This is a genomic window from Francisella-like endosymbiont, assembly GCF_003069505.1.
Classification (GTDB): domain Bacteria; phylum Pseudomonadota; class Gammaproteobacteria; order Francisellales; family Francisellaceae; genus Francisella.
Genome location: NZ_QAPC01000002.1, coordinates 113,998 through 138,348, shown reverse-complemented (window position 1 = coordinate 138,348; position 24,351 = coordinate 113,998). Strand labels below are relative to the sequence as shown.

The following is a 24,351-nucleotide window of genomic DNA, read 5'->3' as shown; positions in this document are numbered from 1 at the left end:
GTTGCTATCGACTTTGGATTTATAGAATTTACAATAATTTAAGTTGTATAAATTTTTTGAATTAAGGTTTAGATATTTCAGAAAGCAAATATTATTTTTTAGGCTAATAATATTGCTAATTTAGTTTTTATTATCAATTAAGTTGCGAGTAGCTTTTTTTAGTTCATTTCTATAGTAGTCTAGATTATTTGCAGATTCAACTTTTAGATCTTTGATTTGTTGAGTTAGAAAAGTGATTTGGCTTTCTAAACTTTCTTTCAGATCAGATATTCGTTGTTTAGCTTGCTCTTGGACAAGGTCACAATATGACTTAGCATCTTTAGCTAATCTTTCAGCGGTTTCGCGACGAATGCTTTCTTTAACTAAAGCAGAATATAATTTTTTGATTTTAATGTCATCATCAGACTCATTAAGAAGTGTTGACCATTCATCTGAGATGTTGCTGAATAAATCCAACTCATCAATATCTTGAAGTATTTTTATAACATTTTGACTAATAGCCATTAGATTTTAATCCTTATAATATTTTTTGTTTGAAAAAATTATTTTAGATAAGTAACAGTGTTATGAATAAATCTATAAATTCTAATGCATAATGATACCGGATTGTTTAGCTGATTAAAAGAGTATTTTTTCAAATAATTTATTATAAGTATATTGGTTGTCTTAAGCGTATAGTATAAACTAATATAATTCATACATTTGTGTGGCTATTAATATGTTAACAAAGAATCATAATCTTATATTTAGTTCTGTTGATAAAATAAAGTACTCTGCACGTAGAGGTATGATAGAGCTTGATATAATTTTAGCGCCATATTTAAATAATTGTTATATGCATGAGGATCTTTCTAGTAAAAAACTTTTTGTTGAGTTTTTAACTAGTGAAGATAGTGATATGTTTGATTGGATTTTTAAAGGAGTTACTCCACCACAAAAATATCAACAGCTCATAGACAAAATTATCAAAGAAAAGAAAAAATTTAATCAAAATAAATTGAAGTAGATAAAAAAGTGTTATATGAATGACTTATTAAACCACGCAGTAGAATATCCTATTTCTAAAGAAATAATGAATATATCTAAATATTGGCTTATTGATGAAAAAGAAGCGATGGCAAAGCTTGTTGAAAAAGCTCATATGTCAAGTGTGCAAAAAGCACAAGTTAGAGAAAGAGCTTATGGCTTAGTAGAAAAAGTTAGAAAGAGTAGGCTCAAAAAATCTGGTATTGATGCTTTTATGATCGAGTATGATTTATCTTCAGAAGAAGGAATAGTGCTGATGTGTTTAGCTGAAGCACTTTTAAGAGTACCTGATAAATATACTATTGATCTACTTATCAAAGACAAACTTACAAGTGCTGCGTGGAAAAGTCATGTTGGTATGAAAAAGCATTTATTTGTTAATGCCGCAACATGGAGCTTAATGCTAACTAGTAAAATTCTCAAAGATTCACATCGCTCTTATAGAAAAGTTTTTCAAAAATTTCTTAAGAAAACTAGCGAGCCTGTGATTCGTCAAGTGATGAAGCAAACGATGAAAATTGTTGGTAAGCAATATGTACTTGGTGAAACTATTGAGGAAGCTCTCAAGGTATCACAAGCTAAAGTGGCTAGAGGTTATAGTTACTCTTATGATATGCTTGGTGAAGCTGCAATGACAATGGATGATGCTGAATACTATTATAGTCAATATCTTCATGCAATACATGAGTTAGCTAAGTATGCAACAAATACAGAGATCAAAAAAAATCCAGGAATTTCTATAAAATTATCTGCTTTACATCCACGCTATGAAGTTACAAAGCACCAAAGAGTTCATACAGAGTTATATCCAAAACTGCTTAAGCTTACGCAATTAGCAAAAGAGTATAATGTTGGTATGAATATCGATGCCGAGGAAACAGGAAGATTACAAATATCATTAGAACTAGTAGAAAGACTAGCTTATGAACCATCGTTGGAAGGGTTTAATGGAATTGGTATCGTTGTTCAGGCATACCAAAAAAGAGCTGCTTATGTATTAGACTATCTAGCAAAACTTGCTAAGAAAACTAATAGAAGATTTATGATTCGCCTAGTTAAGGGTGCATACTGGGATGCTGAGATTAAGCACGCGCAAGAGCAAGGTTTGGTAGGTTATCCAGTATTTACGCGTAAGTATCATACAGATGTGTCGTATCAAGCTTGTGTTAAACAGCTTTTTGAGAATCAACAATATATTTATCCTCAGTTTGCAACTCATAATGCTCAAACTGTAGCTGTAGTATTTGAGTTAGCTAATGGCAATAGAGATTTAGAGTTTCAGTGTTTACATGGCATGGGTGATCATCTATATGACAATGTCGTTGGTAAAGAAGGCTATGAAGATATTCCATGTAGAATATATGCTCCAGTTGGTGGACATAAGCATCTTTTAGCGTATCTAGTAAGAAGACTACTAGAAAATGGAGCTAATAGTTCTTTTGTTAATAGGATTGTAGATGAGAATTTACCGATTGAGGAGTTAATAGAAGATCCTGTCAAAAAAACTATTGATCATGGTTATGGTCAGCATCCTAATATCACTTACCCAAAAGATATAGTTGCACCAAGATTGAATTCACAAGGTCATAATACTAATGATTTTGCAGTTTTGGCTGATATGTACAAGCAAATAGAAAAATATACGCTTAAAAATACATATAAAGCAAAACCTATAGTTTCTGGTATTGAGCTTGATAAAACAATAGCTGAAAATGTTATAAATCCAAATACTAATGAAGTCATCGGTAGCGTAATTAATGCTGATGCTAAGATCGCTAAAAGAGCACTAAAAAATGCTCAAAGTGCTTTTGAGGAGTGGAGTAATACGCCAGCGGCAAAAAGAGCTGATATTTTAGAGAAATTTGCGGATCTTTTAGAAGAAAATACCAATAAATTTATTGCTATAGCAATGATTGAGGCTGGTAAGACTTTAACTAATGCTATAGATGAGGTTAGAGAGGCTGTAGATTTTTGTCGTTATTATGCAGCACAAGCTAAAAAAGAGTTCAATGGTCCTATTAAATTACCAGCTTTATCTGATCACCTTAAGCAGTTAGAGTTTACCGGTCATGGTGCTATGGTGTGTATTAGCCCTTGGAACTTTCCATTAGCAATATTCTTGGGGCAGATTACCGCTGTTTTAGCAGCTGGTAACACAGTAGTTGCTAAACCAGCTGAACAGACTCCAATAATTCCTTACAAAGCAGTTAAGCTTTTATTTAAAGCTGGTTTACCTAAGAATGTTTTACAATTTACACCTGGTGATGGTGTAATAGTTGGTAGTGCTCTAGTTAAGAGTCCAGTATGTAAGGGTGTGATTTTTACAGGCTCTACAGAAGTTGCAGCTATTATAAACCAGACTTTAGCAAATAAATCTAGTGAAATAGTGCCATTAATTGCCGAGACAGGTGGACAAAATGCTATGATTGTCGATTCATCATCACTTCCTGAACAGGTTACAGCGGATGTAATACGCTCAGCTTTTGATAGTGCAGGACAACGCTGCTCGGCATTGCGTATTTTATGTCTTCAAGAAGATATCGCTGATAATTATATCAAGATGATAGTTGGTGCAATGAAAGAGCTTAAAGTAAGTGATTCTAAGTACATTGACACTGATGTTGGTCCTGTGATTGATAAAGAGGCTGCATATAATCTAAATGCCTATATTGAAGAGAAAAAAAGCCAGTTTAAGCTTATATATCAAGTTCAGCCTAATCAAGATACACAAAAGGGGACATTCGTGATGCCTACTGCTTTTGAGATAAATAAAATATCTGACTTAGGTAGAGAGCAATTTGGTCCAATTTTACATATTTTGCGCTTTAAGGCTAATCAACTAGATAAACTTATCAGGGATATTAATGCTACAGGATATGGTCTAACAGCTGGTGTTCATAGTAGAATTAATGAAATAATGAATTATGTCAAAAACAACATCAAAGCTGGTAATGTTTATGTAAATAGAAATATTGTTGGGGCGGTGGTTGGTGTTCAGCCATTTGGTGGTCAAGGTAAATCTGGAACAGGCCCTAAAGCTGGTGGTCCTTATTATATGCATCGTTTAGCTAATGAAAAATTGTCAGGAGTTGAGGCTGTTGAAGAGATTTATAATCCTGAAAAAGTAGCTGAAGATAAAAAGCAGACTAGCAAGTTTATCAAAGATAAATATATTATTGCAAACATTGTTGCTGGTGAAAGAGCTAAAAAAGATAAATATATTAATCTTAAAGCAGCTAATGGTAAAACGATTGGTAAGAAATATATAGCTTCTGTAAACACAGTAGATACTACTATAGAAATTGCTAGTAAAGAGGCAGAGTTATGGAGTCATGTTAATGCTGAACAAAGAGCTACTATTATTGAGAAGTTTTTGGAACTATTAGAGAAAAAGCGGCATCTGATAGCTTCATGTCTTGTTGTAGAGTCGAATGTTTCGGTAGAAGATGCACATATCCAAATAGATAAAACTATTCAGCAGGTGGCATATTACTGTCTTCAAGCTAAAAAAGAGTTTGCTCATCCACAACTTTTACCTGGACCTACAGGCGAGATTGATGAGTTAAGCTTAAAAGGTCGTGGTGTTGTAGTAAGTATGTGTTCAAGTTCTGATTTACTAATTAGATTTGTCGGTCAGATAACTGCAGCTTTATTGGCAGGTAATACTGTAGTAGCTAAGCCAGCATATACTGGTAACTTAACTGCTTATAATATTGTTAAATTAATGCTAAAAGCAGGGATGAACCCTAAGGCGCTTCATCTAGTCTTATCAGATGATGAAGAGATAACATCAGCATTGTTATTTAACAGTAAAGTTGCACTAGTTGCTTTTTCTGGTAGTGTCTCTGCAGTTAAACAGATTCATCAAGCTTTGGCATTGCGCAGAGGTGCTATTATACCTTTTGTTGCTGAGAGTGTTACTAAAGATGGCAAGTGTACAAGCTTAGCTATAGAAACAGTTTCACCATTATATTTACGCAGATTTGTCGTTGAAAAAACTGTAAGTGTTGATACAACTGCCTCTGGTGGTAATGCTTATTTAATGAGCTTAGAAGAATAAAAATATTACAAACTTATTTTCTTGATGATAATTTAAATCTTGGGTTATTAACTTTCTACTAGCTTTAAAAGTTCGTTATTATCAAATAATTACCATGAAAGAGAATATATAAAATATCTTTGCCTTCATCTAATTTAAAAATAATATAAGGAAAGAAAATGAGTAATGTGTCTGCTAAAAAGATATCACTGTTTAGTGCTGTTCTTATTGATGCTACTTCAATGGTTGGCTTAGGGCTGGCTCTTTAGTGTACAGTTGACGGTTTAAAATGCTAGCAATTGGGCATTTTGGCATGGATTCTTGCTGCCATAGTAGTTTTAATGATTTCACTTTGTTTAGGTAAAGTAGTATCTATGTATCTGGTTAGAGGAGCTACTACTAGATTTAGTGCGATATCTCATAATAGTATATTTGCGATGCCATTTGCTTTTGCAAATTGGTTTGGTATTGTTGTAGTGATCTCATCTGAAGCTTTAGCAGCTACCCAATATCTTTCTGGTGTTAAATCTATGAACTAGTTGATGCAAAATGGTGTATTAACTCACTCAGGTACAGCATTTTCTCTATTAGTATTATTTATATATCTTGTGATTAATTTCTATGGAGTTAAACTTCTAGTAAGAGTTAATAATGCTATCACTACTTTAAAGATGGCTGTACCAGTGATTATTGTTTTGATATTTATAGCATATGCACTTATGCATAGCCATGGTTATGTGAGTATGCTTTCAGCTGATATTCCAAATAATAGTTAGTTTGGTTTCTCATCATCATTGACTGCTATAGTTGCTGGTGGTTTGATTTATACATTTAATGGTTTTCAAACTGTTGTGGTATATGTAAGTGAAGTTAAAAATCATTGTAGAAATGTACCATTAGCAATTATATTAGCTTTATTTTTAGTATTGGCTTTATACTTTGGTTTACAATATGCAATTTATGCAAGCTGTTCCACATCAGTATTTAGTAAGTAAAGATGGGTGGGCAGGCTTAGATTAGCAACCTTATTGGGACCTTGCCATATCTATTTTTACTTATTATTGATAATATGATTAGTCCATCAGCAACCGGGTATACTTACTTAGGTGCTTCTTCAAGAATGCTATATGCGATGTCATCAGAAGTACAGATGCCAAGATATTTTGCCAAATTACTCCAAGTGTTAATATATCGCGCAAATCTTTACTTGCTAATTTTATCTTATCGGTAATATTTTTATTCTTCTCAGACAACTGGTCAGGATTAATGTTAATAGTTACAGTATTTCATATTATAGGCTATATGGCTGCGCCTGTTAGTATGGGTACATTAGCTCCACGAACTAGAGTATTTGGATTAGTTGTATTTGTAGTTTTAACTTTATTACTTAATACCGTACAAGTAGAAACTCAGATTAATACGGTATTATACTAATAGTGTTAATGACTATATATGGAAGTATTGAATATAGAAAAATAGGTATCAAAAAACTTCTTATGCTTATATTAACATTTATAATACTTGTATGTTTAATTACTCCAGTAAAAAACTATCTTGCTGACGGACTTGTTGGAGCAATATTCTACTGGTTTGTTACAGATAAGCGTTATGTTGCATTTTGTAGATCTACAGTAAACGAGAAAAATATTATTGTTGATTAGTGCTTATTAGTTATAGTCTTTGAGATTTTATCTATCTATAATACAACTCTAATATTATCAAGTTTTTTCAAACAATGAAAAATACAAAGTGTATTTTAGTTATTCTCTGTTTGGGGTATTTTATAGATTTTTATGATCTAACAGTATTTAGTGTTTCTTATGTTGATCTATTAAAACAACAATTTGAAATCTTTGATTCTACTAAAATCCAACAAATATATTATCTAATAAATAATATTCAGATGATAGGTATACTAGTTGGGGCAATTCTTTTTCTTTTCGGTATTTTAGCAGATAAGTTTGGTCGTATTACAGTTATCAAATACAGTATATTACTTTATTCAGTAATGACAATATTATGTATATTTGTAGATAATATTTATATATTTATGTTGCTAAGATTTTTAGGATATCTTGCTTTAGCGAGTGAGTTTGCGGTTTCAAGTGTTTTAATTGTTGAATTTTTTCCACCAAAAATAGCCTCTTGGGGTATGAGTCTCTTATATATTTTAGGTGTTTTAGGTGGTGTGGTTGCGACACTTTTGGGTGTATTTTCTTATAAGGTGATGTTTATTTTGGTGGATTTATTGGCTTTGGTATATATGCTTTTAGAAGAATTCTTGAGGAATCGCCATATTTTATTGAGTTGTATACATCAGATAGATTTAAAAATGCTGGAAGTATGGTTTTTCTTTTTAGAAACTACAGTAAGCCATTGATGTTAAATTTTCTAATTACACTACCTTATTTCTTTGTTATTACTGTAATGTTTGCTTTGGTTAAGTTTATTGCTACTGATGTTGATTTTGCTAGCTTAGTGAAGCTGTTTTTATTTGGTTTCTTTGTAGGAAATATTATTAGTTGTATTATTAGTGGTATTTATAACCAGTATTTCAAGTCACCAAATTTATTTTTTATCATAAATATTATTATATTTTTAATAAGTATTTTTGCTTATAGATATATATCGAGTAATTTTATCTTCTTATATGGGATATTTATCGGTTTGATTGGTGGTGGTTATAATATTATGTGGGCGCAATATGCTGCTACTGAGTTTCCAACAGAAGTTCGTTCATTAGCTTGTAACATGATATTTGCTTTAGGTAGGACAAGTAGTATTTTCTTTGGGATTATTTTTGCATCTTGGCTTGCTAGTGAAGAGCTCTTTAGACAAAGGGTTAATATCCTTACTATTCTGTAGCAATTATGGTTTTATTAATCATTTTCTTTTATAAAAGAAAAAAGATTTTAGTTAAATAGAAAATAGTATTTTATGGCAAATAGGATTTTGTTTGGAATTACTGGGAGTGTATCAGCTTTTAAAACAGTAAATTTAATCCGTCTTTTTATAAAAAGCGGTACTCAATGTAAGGCTATTGTTACTAAAGGCGCTCAACAATTTATTAAACCTGAGCTTTTAGTGGCTTTAGGTTGTGATGTTTATATAGACGAAAAACTAGATATGTTTTGTTATCAGCAAAGTATGGCACATATAAATTTGCCACGCTGGGCAGACAAGATATTTATAATTCCCGCATCAGCAAATACTCTAGCTAAATTAGCTTATGGCTTAGCTGATGATTTACTTAGTCAAGCTATCCTTGCTAATAATGATAATTCTAAGGTGTATCTTGCTCCAGCTATGAATGTAAATATGTGGCAAAACCAACTAACTCAAGATAATGTCAAAAAACTTCAAGCTCTAGGATTTAATTTGATATTGCCAGATGAAGGTCTTCAAGCTTGTGGCGATAGTGGTGGTGGTAGACTGCATGAGCCTGAAGAGTTATTTAAGTTGTTAGCTACTTCTCAAGATTTTAAAGATAAAAAAGTTCTCATAACAGTAGGGGCAACTGTTGAAGATATTGATGGTGTTAGATATTTATCAAACTATAGTTCGGGTAAGATGGGATTGGCTTTGGTAAAACAACTGCTTGCTAGAGGTGCAAATGTGACTGTGCTTAAAGCCAAAACCACAATTAATTTTGATATCAATCATAGTCAGCTAAAAATAGTTAAAACTCTAAGTGCTGATGAGATGAATCAAGCAATGTTAGAGCTAGCAAAAGATAGTGATATCTTCATTGGTTGTGCTGCAGTTGCTGATTATAAAATCAAAAATAAATTTACTAATAAAATTAAAAAAATAGATGATAGTTTAACTTTAGAGTTTATAAAAAACCCGGATATTTTAATTAATTGTAAGCAGCATTATCCGCAAATTTTTGCGATAGGTTTTGCTGCTGAATCACAAAATATAATCGAATATGCCCAAGCTAAGCTTATCAAGAAGAATATAAACATGATTGTGGCAAATGAAACGAATGTTTTTGGTAAAGATGACTCTTCTGTGACAATATTATCTAAGCACCAAAATAAACAATATAAAAATAAATCAAAGTCAGAAATAGCTAAAATAATATTAGGTTTTGCTAAGGAGATAATATGAGTTTTAGAGAAGTTTGTATAGCTGGTAAATGTAATAACTTGATAACATTAAAAAATGGTAACATTGAATTGATACTTTTGGATTTAGGTGCGACTATAGGTAGAGTTGCAGGCAGAACTAAGGATGCTAAGGTTGTACTTGATAGTACAACATACTATCTAGAAAAAAAACTACCAAGATAAATATACTTTACACGGCGGATTTAACAGTATCACATTGCAGAAATTTGCTTTTGAGCTTATAGGCACTAATAAGGTTAAGTTTACAACTCCACAAAAATATGTGACTGATAAATTCCCTGCTGATGTCACTATTAACGTAACCTATGAGCGTTTAGAAAATGCTATAATTATCTATTTTGACGCTGTAGCTATAGCAAATACAATTTTAAATATGACTAATCACTGTTATTATAATCTATCAGGAGATTATAAGACAAAAATCGTTGATCACCAGCTTGAGGTACCAGCAACACAATTTGTCAATGTAGACGATGATTTGATACCAACAGATATACAAAATTTACCCCAAGAAATGGACTTTAGGCAAAAATTCAGTATCGGTGATAAGTTAAAATATCATGATTCTAAATATTTCCGTAGAGTAGGTATTGATCATTGTTACATAGTCGATGGAATAGTGGTGCTTGAAGATAGCAATAGTGGTAGGAAGTTAAAGCTTTCAAGTTCATACCCAGCAATGCAGATCTATATCTGTAATGTTAGTAAGGAGCATAATCTTTTAATGGTAAAATACTCAAATAATATGATGCTATTTGTTTTGATCCGCAATATGTGAGGGCATTTGATGGTAATTATGATAATCATCCAGCAAAGTTGGGGAAAAGTCAACAATATCAGCATTTCATAAAATTGGAATTTTGATTTCTAAAAACTTTAAACAAGTTAGCAATAGTTTTTCTGTTAAACCTTTTAAATAATAGACTAGGTTATTTAAATAGTGACTAGAAATACATACAGAAACTCATAGTTTTGGAAATATTTTTAGATAAATTTTACTCTCGAACTAGAAATTCTGCTAAGTACTTGGCATGATTATTTTTGATACTATTTTCCTGTTTGTTCATATTTATAATATTTTTTTAACAGCTGGCCAAGCTACTTCACGTGCTATAGTTTCAAGGTCCATCATCCGTTCTTCTATTACTTTTATCTCTATATTATTCCCAGGCATTATAAAGATATGGTAAGACATTCTTTATCCCTTTGTGTAATTCAGCTAGTTTGTTATAAGGCATCTTATTTCTATACCATTTGAATGTATACTTGACCTATAAAAATAGTTACTTTCTACATTATTAGCAAGAAATACATATGCCGGAGGCTATATCAGCTGGCTGTTCTGGTTCTCCCCACAAAGAACTCTCACCAAAATTCTCTACTTTTTCTTTACTAAAACTTGATGGTATTAAAAATGTCATACTGGTCCTGGAGCAACAGCATTAACTTTTTATTGTATTCTTAGCTAGTGCGAGTAAGTGCCACAATCACTCCTTTAGTAGATTAATAATCTATTATCAAGTCTACCTTTATAAGCAGTTACAGAAGTAGAATTTATAATACAAGCTCCTTTTATCATATACACATAATGATAAAAGTTTGTTTCGAATGTGGTTTTTAGTTGTTTAGCTGATATGTCAGTTATATTATCTTTTGGAAATTGACCAGCAGCATTATTTATAAGTATATCTATGCTTCCCAAATAATTATATACTTTATTAACAAGTTCTTTACATTCATCATGATTTTTAAGTTCAACTTCCACTGCCAAAATATGACTGGAGTTTTCAGTTGATTCTTGAAGTTATTTTAATGTTTTATCAGCATCTTGTTTTTCTCTTTTATGGTAAGTAAAAGCAACTTTTGCTCCTTCTTTAGCAAAATGAAGTGATATTGCTTTACCTATACCACTATCACCACCTGTTACAATAGCTACTTTATTTTTAAGCTTATTAGTTAATTTATAACTTTCATAAATATAAATAGGCTTATTTATCATCTCTGAAGTTAAACTAGGTTGACTTTCTTAAATATTTTCTTTTGACTTTTTCATATTTTTCCCTTTTAAAAATTTTAAACTGCGTGCTTGTCGTAGTAATGTTGAAAGTTTTTATTGGAAAAGCAAATAACTATCTCCCATCCCTAAAAAAACTAGAAAATAACTCTACATGCAACTTAAGTAGTATATAAAAACTCTTTTATTTCTCCTATATTCTGCTCTCATAATTAAAAACATTATCACGTATTACTATTCGCTAATGGTACTAAATTATTACTACTATTTATAGGACATCGTTTGCGTTTGATGATTTATCTGCATGGTCTGGCGTCATTACATCTTTAGTTTTATAATATGCTTTCTTGTGGTTTTAGTAGCTACAGCATCACCAGCGTCACTCACTTTTTCTTGGACATTATCCCAGCTGGTTAAATTATTATTTTCAGCGAAGTAATCTGCAGAAAATAAACTAACGACTAATACTACACCTAGATATTTTTCTACTACTGGTAGAATAGTTTCAATACTTTTTGACTTGTTTTTTCATAAGTCTCCTCCTTTCTTTGCTCATTCAAAGCTTGTATTTCAAACTTTTGCATTCACTTTGAATTTCGAATTTGATAACCATTTGTTTAACTCCCCTTTTTTAAACCGTATTTTCATCGTAACATTACAAACAACCTCATAAAGTTAATTATACTAATAAACAGACTTTTAATATTTAAGAATCTAAAAGTTCACTTTTAAACATCTGTAATGGGATTTCTAGTTAAACTTTCTAATAAAAATTTCTTGCTACCTAATATACAGGTTTTAATGCACTTGCTGTAGAAACTATAAAAAATTATTCTTTCTGTTAGAGTTGATTTTGAAAATATAAATCATTTCTTAATTTTGATTCATATTTCATTAAGGAAGTCAATAAATAAGAATAAGGGAGATTGATTATGGCTTACAATGAGAAAAATAGTTCAAATAGAGCTAAAGAAGTAGCTCATACCAGAAAAGAGCATGATCCTGAGTCATTTTCTGCAATGGGTAAAAAAGGTGGCTCTACAAACAAAAAAAAGATGATAAAATAATTCTTCACAATTTCTAAACTAAAATTCTATAATTAAGCTCTGATTAGTATATATAACCTAATTACAAGTTTGCTAAACTTATGATAATCTTTAATTAAAAGAAGCCTCATAGAGGATAGCTAGAGTTACTTTATTTGATTCTGTAGTTGCAAAGATATGTCACGAGATTTCTTGAGATCTACTATTGGTTTAGGATAGTTTTTGCCAAGAGTTATATTGGCTTCTTTTAGAACTAACTCACTTACTTCCCAAGGTTTAGTAATTAGTTTGTTAGGCAAAAGCTTTAACTCTGGTACATATTTACGGGTATATTCATAAGCTTCAAATTTTTCAGCTTGTAACACTGGGTTAAAAATTCTAAAGTATGGTGCTGTATCTAAGTCACGGCCAATTAACCATTTCCAGTTAGTATTATTACTCGCAAAGTCAGCATCAAACAAAGTATCAAAAAACCATTTTCACCTTGTTTCCAGTGAATTAGACAGTTATTGATAAGAAAACTTGCTACTATCATACGAACGCGATTATGCATATAACCAGTTTGCCATAGTTGGCGCATACCTATATCAACTATACGAATTCCAGTTTAACCTTGTTGCCATTTATTAAGTAAAATATGGTTATTATCCCATGCAAAATTATCGAATTTTTGATTAATATTTTTATCATGTAACTCTGGATAATAGTATATCTGAAAGTATGAAAAATCACGCTATACCAACTCTTTGATAAAGTGCTCTTCATTTTTGTCGATATGCTCTAAATTTTGTACGGTATTGAAGATTTGATTTGGAGATATTTCACCAAAATGTAAATAGGGTGATAGAGTCGACGTTGCATTTGTACTCATATAATCACGAGCCGTTTTATAATCTTTAATCTTAGTAGTTAAAAATTTTTCAAGTAAGCTGTGCCGCGGCTTGTTCACCAACTTGCCATTCTTTGATGATGTTTTGCCAAGTCAGTTTTGGCTCTAGTAGCTTTAGCGAATCTAAAGTATTAGAGCTAGCTAATTTTATTAGTTTATTAAAAACAGCTTTTTTGAGATTTGGTTGATATTTTGTAATTCTGATAAGTTCTTTGTAAAATGGTGTATAGACTTTATAATAATTACCATTATCTTTTTTACATTGCCATGGTTCTATAAGTAAACTGCCATTAAAACTACTGACATTTATATTTTGCTCTTTAAGAAACTTTTTAATTTCAGTATTTCTATCTATGCTATATTTGTCATAATATCTATTACAATAGAAATCAGTGATTATTATTTTCCTTGACAAGTTGTTTTATAATTTCTAAAGGATCTCCTTTGTAAAAGTTTAGTTTGTAAGCCAAAGATTTATTCAGATTAGCTAAATAGTGATGGAGCCAAAGTTTACTGGTACTACCAATCGCTTGATTTTCATCTAGGATAAATATTGTGATAGTTTAATCAGCTTGACTAGCGTTAGTAAGAGCGAGATTATCAGCTAAGCGTAAATCTTGGCGAAACCAGTGTATTGCTATTTTTTTATACATATTTCCTCTTTTAATATGTTATATAACATTTCTACATGTATATCAGAGTCATTAAAACATGGTATTAGACTAAATTCTTTGCCACCTTTTTCAATAAAGTTACGTTTTTCTGTAATTGCTAATTCCTCCAAAGTCTCTAAGCAATCAATACTAAACCCTGGTGCTATAACAACAACCTTTTTATTTTGTTTTGCTAGTTCCTCAAGTTTAACTGTTGTATATGGCTCTAGCCACTTTTTAGGACCAAAACGCGATTGAAAAGATAATATAAAATCAATATTAGAGTATTTGTTTTGAAGAGACTCTTTAATTAAGCGATAAGTTTTATGACAATGGCAGTAATAAGGGTCACCTTTGTCAAAATATTGTTGTGGCAAGCCATGAAAAGAAAAAACAACTGTATCAGGCGTATATTTCAAATTATTAATATGGATGTCAACTTGTTGGCTAATCGTTGATATATGATGATTATTATCATAATAAGGATTTATACCTTTAATAGTTGGTTGCCAGCGTAATTTAGTTAGAACTCTATAAACTTCATCGTAAACTGTAGCCGTAGTAGTTGCAGAGTATTGAGGATATAATGGAAATATTATTATTTCTTTAGCACCTTTCTCATGAAGACTTTTGATCTTAGTTTCAATACTTGGATTACCATAGCGCATTGCACAATCAACTATATAACTATCTAATCTAGCATCTAACTTTTTTGCAAGATTTTCGGTATAGAATAATAGCGGAGATTTGTTGTGTTGTTTATCCCAGACAGCTTCATAAGTATGAACATTTTTTTTAGATCGGATTGGTAGAATAAACAAGTTTAGGATTAATTTCCATAGTATTGGATTAGCCTCTATCACTCTACGGTCAGATAGAAATTCTCTCAAGTATCTTTTGATTGATTTAGCTTCATAATTGTCTGGAGTTCCAAGATTGAGTAATAGTATAGCTTGTTTGTTATATTTACTGCTATATTGTTGCATGATTTTACTAATTTTAATCTTAATCTAAGAGTAATTTTAACAAATAATCTGTTTACTAAAGTTAAATTTTTTTCATATAAGTCCATAAACAGACTATAATGAAGCTAGACTAATAAGTCTTCTTAAGTAGGTACAATATGAAAAAATAATTTTGGTTGCAGCAGGGTTGTTGAATGTAGTTATTAACTATACTTATATGTGTCCGGCAAACCCATATACTATGTATTATGGCCCTGAGGTTGAGGAAGAACGAGCTCAAGGAGCTGCTTATGTTCCACTTGATAGAGAGTTTATCAACTCAAGGTATGGGTGGTGTGATATATAGACAATAGAGAAGTAGAGTTTAGCCAGGGAGATGACGCTAATAGATTATTCTGGTCTTATATTCAGCCATAATTTTAGGGAGACTAAGATGTAAAAAAAGTATTGTTTGTATAGTTTTTTGTTTATTCTTTGGATTTGCATTAGCTTGTTCTCATGAGAATAGTAAATACTTTAGCTTTAATTTGGATATAATAAGTTAATGTCGATAAAAAAACTGTACATTAAAAAATACAAAGAAATCGAAAATTATGTTAAAGAATTCAATGATAAAAACGCTACAAACTATCAAATAGAACGTATTGAATTCTCTAAATCTTATCAATATGAAAATGTTGAGACTGCTCTAGTATCTTTACTGGAACCTTCTTCTATTAGTTCAAATAAAGATAAGTTAAATTAAATGTCATCATCATGATAAAAATTCAAATTAAAATTATTCTACATGATTAAAGTTATTAGCTATAAATCATTATCGATCATTATTTGATTTAGTGATTCCTTTGAAAAGTCTTAATATAATCACAAGAGCAAATACCAGTAGTAAGTCAAATTTATATAAGGCTCTAAGACTTCTAGTTGAGACTTCTCAAGGAGAAGTGACTCACTCTTTAGCCAAAGATGGAGGTTCTTAATACGACATTTTGGTCAGGCCCTGAGAAAATATCTAAACAGATGTTAAAAGAGAAGGTTCCTATACAAGGAGGACCTAGACGAGGTCCTAGATTATGTTTAGGTTTTACAGATGAGATATTTGGCTACTCAATATCTTTGGATTATCCTGCACTACCGTCATCAGCAGCTCTATCACTTGATCCAGAGATAAAAAGAGAGACTACATGGGCGTGGGGAGGTGTATATAAAACACCTTCTGCTTTGGTAGATAGAACAGGGCCTCTAGTTAAAGTTAGAGATGGATGTAAATGGGAAGTTATTGAGTAGTATAATCTAGTGTTTGAAAGTATATTTACCCAGGTCATGTATATTGATAAAACTCCAGAAATTATCCAGTTACGCGAAAAGATAAGAGGTTGGAGATTTTATGATTACTTTAGAAGTGATAAAGATGCCCCTGCAAGATTACCTCAATTAGGTACACGTACACCTGTATTAAGTCAAGATGAACATGATTTAGCTACAGCTCTTACAAACTATTATCAAAATAGGAGATAGACAGGTATTAAAAGAAGCCATAGAAGATGCTTTTTCAGCAAGTAGATTAGAAATAAAAAAATATGAGAATAGCCCATTTATAGTTGAGTTATATCAAGAAGGGCTTCTAAGAGCATTATCCGCTTCTGAGCTTCACAGATGGAACTTTACGCTATTTATTTTATGGGTTGCTGTGCTTCTAAACCAAGACATCCTGAACTAATGGTCTTAAATGAGCCTGAAACTAGTTCGCATCCTGATCTGTTATCAGCATTAGCAAAACTTATTAATTAAAGCTTCTAAAAAAACATAAGTATGGGTAGTTTCTCACACAAATATATTGGTATCAGCTTTAAAAGAGTCAGAAGAAAGTAATTTAATAAGGCTTGAGAAAGAACTAGGTCAAACCAAAGTGTTATGGACGAAGGTTTACTAGATAAACCAAATTGGCATTGGCCAGATGTTAAATAATTATTAATGTAACTGTTAGTTACTATATTTAGTATCATTTTATAGTATATAAAATTTTAAGTTTTTTTATAAAATGCAGCAATGGTACCAGTTAGAGTTTATGCTAAAATCTAAGTTAGTGAAAAGCCACGAGGAATACAGATATTTTGAACAGATTTGGAGAGTTTCATTGGTGCGACAAAATATATTGCTGAGAATACGGAATGTGGTTTTCTTGATATAAATATTGGTTGTCCAATGCCAAAGCTTGCCAAAAAGCTTTAAGCAGAAGCGGGCACTTCTCAAAGATGTTGATAGAATGCATGAGATATTCAAGCGGTTGTTAAAGCTGTACATAAACTAATTACTATTAAAATGCATATCGGCTGGGATGAAAAAGTATAAATGTGGTTGAGGTTGCTAAGGCTTGTGAAGATGTTGGTGTAAGTGTTATAATGATTCATCTGACGTACTAGAGAGCAAATGTATACTGGTAAAGCAAATTGGGAAATTATCCGTAATGTCAGAAAAGCAGGAGTACCGTAGTGATTGGTAATGGTGATGTGTTCTGTCCTAAAAGTGCCAAAGCCGATGATAGAGCATACAGGTGTAGAGGCTATAATGTTAGGGTGCACCTCAACGTGGTAATCCATGGATATTTAAATAAATTGCAGAGTAACTAAATACTGGTGAATTAATACTGCTACCGACACCAGTAGAGCGTGTTGAGGGTATTAGGTGAGCATTTGAAATGCCTTATAAAATTTAAAACTGCTAAGTTGCTTTCAAAGAGATTCGTACTCACGTACTCATGCAAGTCTTTATCTTAGATTTTTTAAAGATCCTTTATCTAGAGTCTTAGCTGTTCTAAACAAGCTTCCAGAGTTTTTAGATCTTCTAAATATGTGTATTTTTCTACACTTACAGATTTAGGAACTCGTATAGGGTTAACTACACGATTATCAATACCACGAGCATAATTGTAAAGATTATTACCAAATTTACTAAAAACCTCTATCAGAGTAGTTAAATTTAGATGCTGCAATTGTGAGCAGGTTTCAACGTTCATGCTTTTTAGTTTCTCTTGAGATACCTTACCAACCCCAAAAAGTTTTTTAACGGGTAAATCTCTTATAAAATCATCGACTTGCTGTGGATGTTATTACATATAGTCCATTTGGCTTATTTATATCACTAGCAATCTTTGCTAGAAGCTTGTTTGGGGCAACTCCAGTTGAGCCTGTAAGACCAGTTTTATTAAATATCTCTCTAATAATAGCAGAAGTGGTTTTGTATTTTGCAAAATCAGTATTTAGAAGTATAAGATTAGGACATTTCTGCATAGCTACCGCTGTAGGTATAGCAGAATGCATACCATATTCTCTAGCAATATAATTACAAGTAAAGATTACACCCGTTTGGGATTTGTACCACCTACGGCAAAAGGTTTATTTTTAAGTGTTGGGTTTTTTATTTTTTCAATTTGAGCAAAAAAATAGTCCATATCTATATGAATTATTTTGCTCATAGTATAGGTCCGTTATTGTAGTATCTATTAGCCAAGATTTACTAAATTATATTATATTTCAATAAATTTTAGTATTTAAATTAAATTCATGTATATATACAAAATAATTTTATTTATATTTAGTATTATATTTTTTGATTTATGCTTTGCTAAAAATCCACAGTTATATTTATTCCTAGGAGGGGATGCCACAAAGGGTCATATTGAAGAACTAAATAATCTATGGGTTAAAGGAGTTTAGATAATTTACTCTTGGAAAAAATTATAGTCAGAGGAAAATAAGTATAATTTTTCAGCTATTGAAGGTGATTATCAAGTTCTAAAAAGCTATGGTAAAAAGTTATTTATTCAGCTACAAGATAGATCTTTTGATATAAACAATATTCCTGTACCAAAATACCTACAATCAAATAAGTATGACGGAGGTATTGTAGAGCAAAAGGATTTTGCTGGAGAAGGTCAGCTGATAGGGGTAGGTTGGGTAACAAAACAATGGAATCCAAATGTGAAAGCTAGATTTCATAAACTCATAGAGCAATTGGTAAAAGAGTTTGATGGTAAAATAGCAGGAGTTAACTTACCAGAGACTGTTATGGATATTAATCAAAAATTCTTTAAACATAAATTTTGTAGTATTTATGTTAATACAATTATATATAATATGCTTTTTTTAAAACAACAATTTAAAAAAGTAAAGTTATTTAATATGTTAATTTTTACCATGCGAATGGAATAATGATTATGGTTACATACAGAAAATATTTACTACTGCACGCAAAAATAATATAGGTTTAGGTAACCCAGATACCATACCATATAGAAAAGCGCAGATGAAGAATATTTCTCGATTTTTCAATAAATATAAGTAGCTTAGATACTATTGCAATTGCTGTATAGCCTGATTATACATATACAAATCCCAAAACATCAAAGAAATTTACCCCAGCACAATTATATGATTTTGCTAATAACTATCTTGGGGCTGATATTCTATTTTAGAATATCAAGCAACCGGAGTTTGAAATCGTTTTAAAACTATTCGCTAATAAATAATAGATTTAGATATAAAAATCTGCAAACTCATCAATACTTGGATCTTCTTGCCATGAATATTCTATCTCGATACTTTTTTACTTAGCTAATTGATAGCCTAGTAAATCTACAATGAAGTCTAAACTCATATCTATTCCAGCACTTACTTCTGAGCTAGTGTAAATGTTACCATCTTTTAACCCATCTTACTCTATCTATCCAGATCACATCAGGCGTGATCGATTTTGTCCAGTTAAGAGCTTTCTTATTAGAGGTGGTTTTTACCATCCAATAGACCGGTCTAAGAAAATAAAAATGATCCTGTACAGACTGTAAAATATATTTCGCCTTATTTGCGAGCTTAGTAAGTTCAGCTATCAATTTAGCATCATAAATTAGTTGCCGACTACTTATACCCTAGGTACAAATAGAACATACTATTTTGCACTTAGTTGCGACAAATATTTGTATTTATCTATACTGCTTGAGTACTAGTTGACTATACCACCATCAATTGAGTAGTATTTAATTTTAAAAACATCACTAAAACTTACTAAAATTTCAATTGGGCCAAATACATCTAAAGTTTCAAAATCATCATATAAGAAGTTACTATTTCTAACATCTTTTTTTTGATTAAATTTTATTTAGAGATAATACACAGTAAAACAAGCCTTTTTTATATTAACTCATAGAGTATATAATTAGCGCTAATAAATATAAAAAGTATAACAATATAATTTTCTTTAAAAATATATCCAACCAAGTTGAGATAAAAGAGCTTTTTGATAATATTAATTTCTCAATTTTTCTTAATCAAAAAGATAGGCCGGGTTGGTAAAAATGGTACAGGTAAAACAACGCTTTTTAATATTATACAAGGTAATCTAACACCGGATAAAGGTGATATTGAGATTGCTAAAAATACTCGTATAGTCACTGTTAAACAAGAGGTTGATGATTTTAGCCAAAGTAATTGATTATGTAGCCAATAGCATAGAATCTTTAAGAGAACTAAAGATTAAAATGCACGACTCTCTCTCTGGCAACAGAAAATTTTGTTGAGTACTCGAAGTATCATGAAGAATATGAATCTCTAGGAGGTTATGTAATAGAATCTCAAGCTTGGAAATTGTTGTCTGGTTTAGAGTTTGGTATTAGTCAGCTTCAACAAAAAGTAAAAAAGCTCTCCGGGCAGTTAGCAAATACCTCTAAATATAGCTCAAGCATTTTTACAAGAGTCAGATATTTTATTACTTGATGAACAAACAAACCATTTAATTGGTGTACGTGAAGCTTTGACTGTAGCACTACAAAGCTTTTAAGGTGCGATTATCTTAGTATCACATTTGAGTCAACTGTAGATGAGTACATGCTTGTAGGCGAAGGACAGGTTAAGCCATTTGATGGTGATATGAAAGATTACTATAAATATATCCTCGAAGTTAAGAAAACAGAAAATGAAATTATAAATTCATCATTATAACCAATCACAACAGATACTAAAAAGCAGGCTAGAAAACTCTCAGCTGAAAATAGAAAACAGCGAAAATCCCTTATTATAAGATAAGATTAAAAAACTTGAAAGAACTTTAGAGAAGTTAAAACAACAAGATTTACAAATGCAACAGACTCTTCAAGATCAAAGTTTATATGATGATAATAAGCAAAAATTACAGCAGACTTTGCTTAAGCATTCCGAGTTAAAAGTAAAAATTGAAGAAGTTAAACTAGAGTGGTTTGTAGCACTCGAAGAATTGGAAACTATTAACCAAGTTTAGGCGTTATAAGCTTCATCCCAGTTACCTGTTAAGCCCGCAACTTCATACTCAGTGACACGGTTTTCAAAGAAGTTAGTGTGATCTGCACCATTTAGTATCCACTCTAACCATGTTAGCGGGTTTTTTTCAATATTATAGATTTCTTTCAATCCAAGCTGATTTAAGCGTCTATCAGTGATATGACGGATATATTGCTTGACTTCATCAGCTTTAAGACCTTCGATAGTACCAAGTTCATAAGCTAGGTCAATAAATTTATCTTCAAGTTCTACAGCTTTGCTAGCCATTAGATAAATTTCTTTTTTGAATTCATTGTCAACTATGTAAGGATTTTCTTGACAGTAAATTCTAAATAATGCAGCATTACCTTCGACATGCATTGACTCATCACGAATTGACCATTCGACTACTTTACCCATACCTTTCATCTTCCCAAAGCGTTGGAAGTTAAGTAGCATTGCAAAAGACGCAAATAAAGCTACACCTTCATTGAATATAGTCTTAGCAAGGCATAGTCCTAAACCACGACGCGTAGTATGGTCTGCATCCATCATAAAGTCAATTTTGTCTGTCATTGCTTTGTACTCTAAGAATGCATGATATTCAGAATCAGGAAGACCTAAAGTATCATTAAGTAATGCATAGGCTCTTTGATGAATCCCTTCACGAGCGGCAAAAGATCCAAGCATATTTCTTATCTCATTGTTTTTGAATAAAGGAATAAACTGATCATAATAGTTCTGCCCAACTGCAACATCAGACTGGGTAAAAAGTCTTAAAATATTAGTAATATATTCTTTCTCAACTTTAGTTATTTTACCATTTTTCCAATCTGTGACATCTTCAGAAAGGTCAATTTCATCTTCTATCCAGTGAGCTTTTTCATGCTTTACAGTAAGATCAACAGCCCATGGATAGTTGAAAGGTTTATATGTTTTTGAGAAAGTAGTTAATGATGAACCTTTAACACGAGCAATCACTTCACCAGCTCTAGCCATAAGATTATCATAACCACCTATATGTACATCTCCAACAAATATCTGTGGTACTGTTTTGATGTGTTCTTCTACAAGAAGAATATTCTTATTTACTTCAGCATAGAACTCAGCTCTTTTGACATCATCGTCAAGTGATATCTGAGTAAAAGAGATATCATTAGCACCAAACCAACTTTTTGCAAGGTCGCAAAAAGGACAATTTGTTTTTGTATATATTTTTACTTCGACCATATTAACCTAATTTTTATTTAAAATTTTATCAGCGTTAGTCTTAAGCTCTGTAAAACCAACTATATGTTCATCATCGATGAATATTTGTGGCACAGTTGAAATAGGGAAAGTAACTTTGCCACTTTGGTTTATTTGATCATAAAATCTAGCGCGTTGAGCATAATCATCAATTACTGTTTCGTCAAAAGCTATATCATTTTCTTCGAACCATTGTTTTGCCCAAACACAAAAAGGACTACCATTTCTAGTATATATTTTTACTTTCATACTTTATCCTTCACAAGCGATACACTTATTTTCTGATTGCTTAAGCTCTGAGAATTCAATAAGTCTTTTTTTCTCAACTTTTTTAGAAATATTTTCAGCTCTATTTGAAGTTTCTGTTCTTAGATAATATAAACCTTTACAGCCATATTTCCAAGTATTAAAGTGTACTTTGTGAAGATATTCACGTGAAGCTCCAGCTGGGAAAAATACATTTAATGATTGTCCTTGACATAGATGTTTTTGGCGTTCACCACCTAGGTAGACCAACCAAACTTGATCCATTTCAATGGCAGTTTTGAAGACTTCTTTTAACTCTTTACAGAGAAAATCTAGTTGTTGAACTGAGCCGCCATTAGTAATAATATCTGACCAAACTTTCTCGGTATTTTTACCAATTTTTTCTAGCTCTTGTTCTAGATATTTATTTTTAGTTAGGTGTGAGCCAACTCGTGTTCTAGAGGTAAAGGCATTTGCTTTCCAAGGTTCAATACTTGGAGAGGTATTTAAGATAAGTGAACTATTGGCATTAGGAGCTATAGCAAGTAAATGAGCATTTCTACGTCCAGTACCAGCCATATCTGGTGCTTCTCCTTTTTCTGCACCAAGTATAAGAGTTTCTTCTAGAGCTTGCTCTTTTATACGCTTGAATATTTCTTCATTAATTTCTTTTGCTCTTTGAGATTCAAAAGGCACACGATGAAGCTGTAAATAAGAATGAAAACCCATAGCCCCTAGACCTAAACTTCTTTCACGTGAAGCACTATATCTAGCTTTGGTAATTTCATCACCAGCATGATCTATAAAAAACTGTAATACATTATCTAAAAATCTAATCAGATCTTTGATAAGAGAAGTATCTTTCCATTCATCATATTTTTCTAAATTTACAGAAGATAAGCAGCATACGGCTGTACGTTTTTCATCTGTAACTAGGTGAATCTCATTACATAGATTTGAGCCTTTGATTGTCAAACCAAGATCTTTTTGAGCTTTTGGTAAAGCTCTATTAGCTGTGTCAATAAAGTTTAGGTATGGTTCACCTGTACGATAACGTGTTTCTAATATAGTTTCCCAAATTCTACGAGCTTTGATAACATCTCTTACTGTTTTATCATCTGGATCAATAAGCTTCCAATCTTGATCATTTGCAACTGCTTGCATGAAGTCATCAGTAAGATTCACAGCATGATGCAGGTTTAGACATTTTCTATTGACATCACCTGTAGGCACGCGAATACCTAAAAACTCGATTATATCTGGGTGTGATACATCGATGTATGCAGCATATGAACCTTTACGAGTTTTACCTTGTCTATAGGCGACCATATCAGCATCTACTGTATGCATAAATGGGATAGGTCCAGGAGCTTTATCAGATACCGCGCGTACACTAGACCAATGTCCACCGACACCACCACCTTTTACAGATAACCATCTAAGTTCAGATGAATGTTCAATCAGCCCTTCTAATGAGTCTGGTACATAAGATAGAAAACAACTAATAGGTAAAGATTTGATTTTTGCACCTGGAAGTGGGGCATTAGAAAGTACAGGTGAAGCAAACATAAACCAACCTTTGGCTGCAGCATCATAAATACGCTGAGCTAGATTCATATCTCCAAAAGAATAAGCAACAGATGCTCTTGCAAAAGCGTATTGTGGAGAGGGTTCATTTTGTAAGCAATAATAATTTATCAGTAGTTGCTGAGCTTGCTCTGAAAGCTCGTGATCTTTAGATAAATCAATATTAATGCCAATATAGCTTTGATTAGACATAAAAAAACCTATTTAAAATACTTTATACT

The 24,351-nt window shown here is 31.7% G+C and carries 16 protein-coding genes and 11 pseudogenes; 17 read left to right on the top strand and 10 right to left on the bottom strand.

Annotated features, from left to right (window positions below; all coding sequences use genetic code 11):
- Positions 1-120: 120 nt before the first annotated feature.
- Positions 121-504 carry a kinesin gene (locus C9379_RS04895; RefSeq protein WP_143384629.1) on the bottom strand — a complete coding sequence of 128 codons (384 nt, stop codon included), beginning with the start codon at positions 502-504 and terminating at the stop codon, positions 121-123.
- Between the two features lie 214 nt (positions 505-718).
- Here C9379_RS04895 and C9379_RS04890 point away from each other — a divergent pair, with 214 nt between their 5' ends.
- From C9379_RS04890 to C9379_RS04860, 7 genes and pseudogenes are all read left to right on the top strand, one after another.
- Positions 719-1,006, top strand: coding sequence for an FAD assembly factor SdhE (locus tag C9379_RS04890; protein WP_143384630.1), 288 nt, complete (start codon positions 719-721; stop codon positions 1,004-1,006).
- A 15-nt stretch (positions 1,007-1,021) separates the two neighbouring features.
- Complete coding sequence (gene putA / locus C9379_RS04885) at positions 1,022-5,086, top strand: bifunctional proline dehydrogenase/L-glutamate gamma-semialdehyde dehydrogenase PutA (RefSeq protein WP_143384631.1); 4,065 nt, start codon at positions 1,022-1,024, stop codon at positions 5,084-5,086.
- A 158-nt stretch (positions 5,087-5,244) separates the two neighbouring features.
- Positions 5,245-6,726 (top strand): annotated as a pseudogene (locus C9379_RS04880) (APC family permease).
- Positions 6,727-6,800: 74 nt separating this feature from the next.
- A pseudogene (locus C9379_RS04875) lies at positions 6,801-7,989 on the top strand (MFS transporter).
- Positions 7,990-8,002: 13 nt separating this feature from the next.
- Complete coding sequence (coaBC, locus tag C9379_RS04870) at positions 8,003-9,178, top strand: bifunctional phosphopantothenoylcysteine decarboxylase/phosphopantothenate--cysteine ligase CoaBC (RefSeq protein WP_143384632.1); 1,176 nt, start codon at positions 8,003-8,005, stop codon at positions 9,176-9,178.
- Entirely contained in the window at positions 9,175-9,360 is a 186-nt protein-coding gene (locus C9379_RS04865; protein ID WP_318263243.1) for a hypothetical protein, read from the top strand. The genes coaBC and C9379_RS04865 overlap by 4 nt, the downstream gene beginning before the upstream one ends.
- A gap of 34 nt (positions 9,361-9,394) precedes the next feature.
- Positions 9,395-9,976: an aldose epimerase family protein gene (locus C9379_RS04860; protein WP_318263244.1), complete on the top strand. Its 582-nt coding sequence runs from the start codon at positions 9,395-9,397 to the stop codon at positions 9,974-9,976.
- 269 nt (positions 9,977-10,245) lie between these two features.
- Here the strand turns inward: C9379_RS04860 and C9379_RS04855 are convergent.
- Both C9379_RS04855 and C9379_RS08815 read right to left on the bottom strand, forming a co-directional pair.
- A pseudogene (locus tag C9379_RS04855) lies at positions 10,246-10,436 on the bottom strand (cation transport regulator ChaB).
- A pseudogene (locus C9379_RS08815) lies at positions 10,418-11,197 on the bottom strand (SDR family NAD(P)-dependent oxidoreductase). The pseudogenes C9379_RS04855 and C9379_RS08815 overlap by 19 nt, the downstream one beginning before the upstream one ends.
- A gap of 947 nt (positions 11,198-12,144) precedes the next feature.
- Here C9379_RS08815 and C9379_RS04840 point away from each other — a divergent pair.
- On the top strand, positions 12,145-12,279 hold the full coding sequence (locus C9379_RS04840; protein ID WP_343377538.1) for a hypothetical protein: 135 nt from the start codon (positions 12,145-12,147) through the stop codon (positions 12,277-12,279).
- 125 nt (positions 12,280-12,404) lie between these two features.
- On the opposite strand, the pseudogene C9379_RS04835 reads toward C9379_RS04840, so the two are convergent.
- Together C9379_RS04835 and hemH are read right to left on the bottom strand one after the other, a co-directional pair.
- Positions 12,405-13,800: pseudogene (locus tag C9379_RS04835) on the bottom strand (cryptochrome/photolyase family protein).
- Positions 13,785-14,786, bottom strand: a complete 1,002-nt coding sequence (gene hemH / locus C9379_RS04830; protein WP_143384633.1) for a ferrochelatase — start codon at positions 14,784-14,786, stop codon at positions 13,785-13,787. Before hemH ends, C9379_RS04835 begins: the two are co-directional and overlap by 16 nt.
- Positions 14,787-14,982: 196 nt before the next feature.
- Here hemH and C9379_RS04825 point away from each other — a divergent pair.
- From C9379_RS04825 to C9379_RS04795, 7 genes and pseudogenes are all read left to right on the top strand, one after another.
- A pseudogene (locus C9379_RS04825) lies at positions 14,983-15,182 on the top strand (hypothetical protein).
- Positions 15,182-15,541: pseudogene (locus C9379_RS04820) on the top strand (hypothetical protein). The pseudogenes C9379_RS04825 and C9379_RS04820 overlap by 1 nt, the downstream one beginning before the upstream one ends.
- A gap of 69 nt (positions 15,542-15,610) precedes the next feature.
- Positions 15,611-15,742, top strand: coding sequence for a hypothetical protein (locus C9379_RS04815; RefSeq protein ID WP_318263247.1), 132 nt, complete (start codon positions 15,611-15,613; stop codon positions 15,740-15,742).
- Positions 15,729-16,049 (top strand): hypothetical protein, encoded by a 321-nt coding sequence (locus C9379_RS04810; protein WP_318263248.1) that lies wholly within the window; start codon positions 15,729-15,731, stop codon positions 16,047-16,049. Before C9379_RS04815 ends, C9379_RS04810 begins: the two co-directional genes overlap by 14 nt.
- A gap of 36 nt (positions 16,050-16,085) precedes the next feature.
- On the top strand, positions 16,086-16,280 hold the full coding sequence (locus C9379_RS04805) for a hypothetical protein (RefSeq protein ID WP_318263250.1): 195 nt from the start codon (positions 16,086-16,088) through the stop codon (positions 16,278-16,280).
- Between the two features lie 138 nt (positions 16,281-16,418).
- Positions 16,419-16,553, top strand: a complete 135-nt coding sequence (locus C9379_RS04800) for a hypothetical protein (RefSeq protein ID WP_318263251.1) — start codon at positions 16,419-16,421, stop codon at positions 16,551-16,553.
- A gap of 414 nt (positions 16,554-16,967) precedes the next feature.
- Positions 16,968-17,514 (top strand): annotated as a pseudogene (locus C9379_RS04795) (tRNA dihydrouridine synthase); the annotation flags it as partial.
- Between the two features lie 54 nt (positions 17,515-17,568).
- Here C9379_RS04795 and C9379_RS04790 read toward each other — a convergent pair.
- Positions 17,569-18,237, bottom strand: a pseudogene (locus tag C9379_RS04790) (Y-family DNA polymerase); the annotation flags it as partial.
- 505 nt (positions 18,238-18,742) lie between these two features.
- Between C9379_RS04790 and C9379_RS04785 the strand changes: the two are divergent.
- A complete protein-coding gene (locus tag C9379_RS04785) occupies positions 18,743-18,973 on the top strand; it encodes a hypothetical protein (RefSeq protein WP_343377537.1) in 231 nt (76 codons plus the stop codon).
- Between the two features lie 322 nt (positions 18,974-19,295).
- Here the strand turns inward: C9379_RS04785 and C9379_RS04780 are convergent.
- Positions 19,296-19,894: pseudogene (locus C9379_RS04780) on the bottom strand (DJ-1/PfpI family protein).
- Between the two features lie 111 nt (positions 19,895-20,005).
- Between C9379_RS04780 and C9379_RS04775 the strand changes: the two are divergent.
- A pseudogene (locus C9379_RS04775) lies at positions 20,006-21,050 on the top strand (ATP-binding cassette domain-containing protein).
- Here the strand turns inward: C9379_RS04775 and C9379_RS04770 are convergent.
- From C9379_RS04770 to C9379_RS04760, 3 genes are read right to left on the bottom strand one after another with little or no spacing between them, the layout of a single operon-like run.
- On the bottom strand, positions 21,047-22,279 hold the full coding sequence (locus tag C9379_RS04770) for a ribonucleotide-diphosphate reductase subunit beta (protein WP_143384634.1): 1,233 nt from the start codon (positions 22,277-22,279) through the stop codon (positions 21,047-21,049). The pseudogene C9379_RS04775 and the gene C9379_RS04770 overlap by 4 nt on opposite strands.
- A 6-nt stretch (positions 22,280-22,285) precedes the next feature.
- Positions 22,286-22,546, bottom strand: a complete 261-nt coding sequence (locus C9379_RS04765; protein ID WP_143384635.1) for a glutaredoxin domain-containing protein — start codon at positions 22,544-22,546, stop codon at positions 22,286-22,288.
- 3 nt (positions 22,547-22,549) lie between these two features.
- On the bottom strand, positions 22,550-24,322 hold the full coding sequence (locus C9379_RS04760; protein ID WP_143384636.1) for a ribonucleoside-diphosphate reductase subunit alpha: 1,773 nt from the start codon (positions 24,320-24,322) through the stop codon (positions 22,550-22,552).
- Between the last annotated feature and the right edge of the window lie 29 nt (positions 24,323-24,351).

Coding starts and splice junctions, on each gene's coding strand:
- C9379_RS04895 (WP_143384629.1), bottom strand. CDS start 504: ATGGCTATTAGTCAAAATGTTATAAAAATACTTCAAGATATTGATGAG.
- C9379_RS04890 (WP_143384630.1), top strand. CDS start 719: ATGTTAACAAAGAATCATAATCTTATATTTAGTTCTGTTGATAAAATA.
- putA (WP_143384631.1), top strand. CDS start 1,022: ATGAATGACTTATTAAACCACGCAGTAGAATATCCTATTTCTAAAGAA.
- coaBC (WP_143384632.1), top strand. CDS start 8,003: ATGGCAAATAGGATTTTGTTTGGAATTACTGGGAGTGTATCAGCTTTT.
- C9379_RS04865 (WP_318263243.1), top strand. CDS start 9,175: ATGAGTTTTAGAGAAGTTTGTATAGCTGGTAAATGTAATAACTTGATA.
- C9379_RS04840 (WP_343377538.1), top strand. CDS start 12,145: ATGGCTTACAATGAGAAAAATAGTTCAAATAGAGCTAAAGAAGTAGCT.
- hemH (WP_143384633.1), bottom strand. CDS start 14,786: ATGCAACAATATAGCAGTAAATATAACAAACAAGCTATACTATTACTC.
- C9379_RS04810 (WP_318263248.1), top strand. CDS start 15,729: ATGGAGGTTCTTAATACGACATTTTGGTCAGGCCCTGAGAAAATATCT.
- C9379_RS04805 (WP_318263250.1), top strand. CDS start 16,086: ATGTATATTGATAAAACTCCAGAAATTATCCAGTTACGCGAAAAGATA.
- C9379_RS04800 (WP_318263251.1), top strand. CDS start 16,419: ATGGAACTTTACGCTATTTATTTTATGGGTTGCTGTGCTTCTAAACCA.
- C9379_RS04770 (WP_143384634.1), bottom strand. CDS start 22,279: ATGGTCGAAGTAAAAATATATACAAAAACAAATTGTCCTTTTTGCGAC.
- C9379_RS04765 (WP_143384635.1), bottom strand. CDS start 22,546: ATGAAAGTAAAAATATATACTAGAAATGGTAGTCCTTTTTGTGTTTGG.
- C9379_RS04760 (WP_143384636.1), bottom strand. CDS start 24,322: ATGTCTAATCAAAGCTATATTGGCATTAATATTGATTTATCTAAAGAT.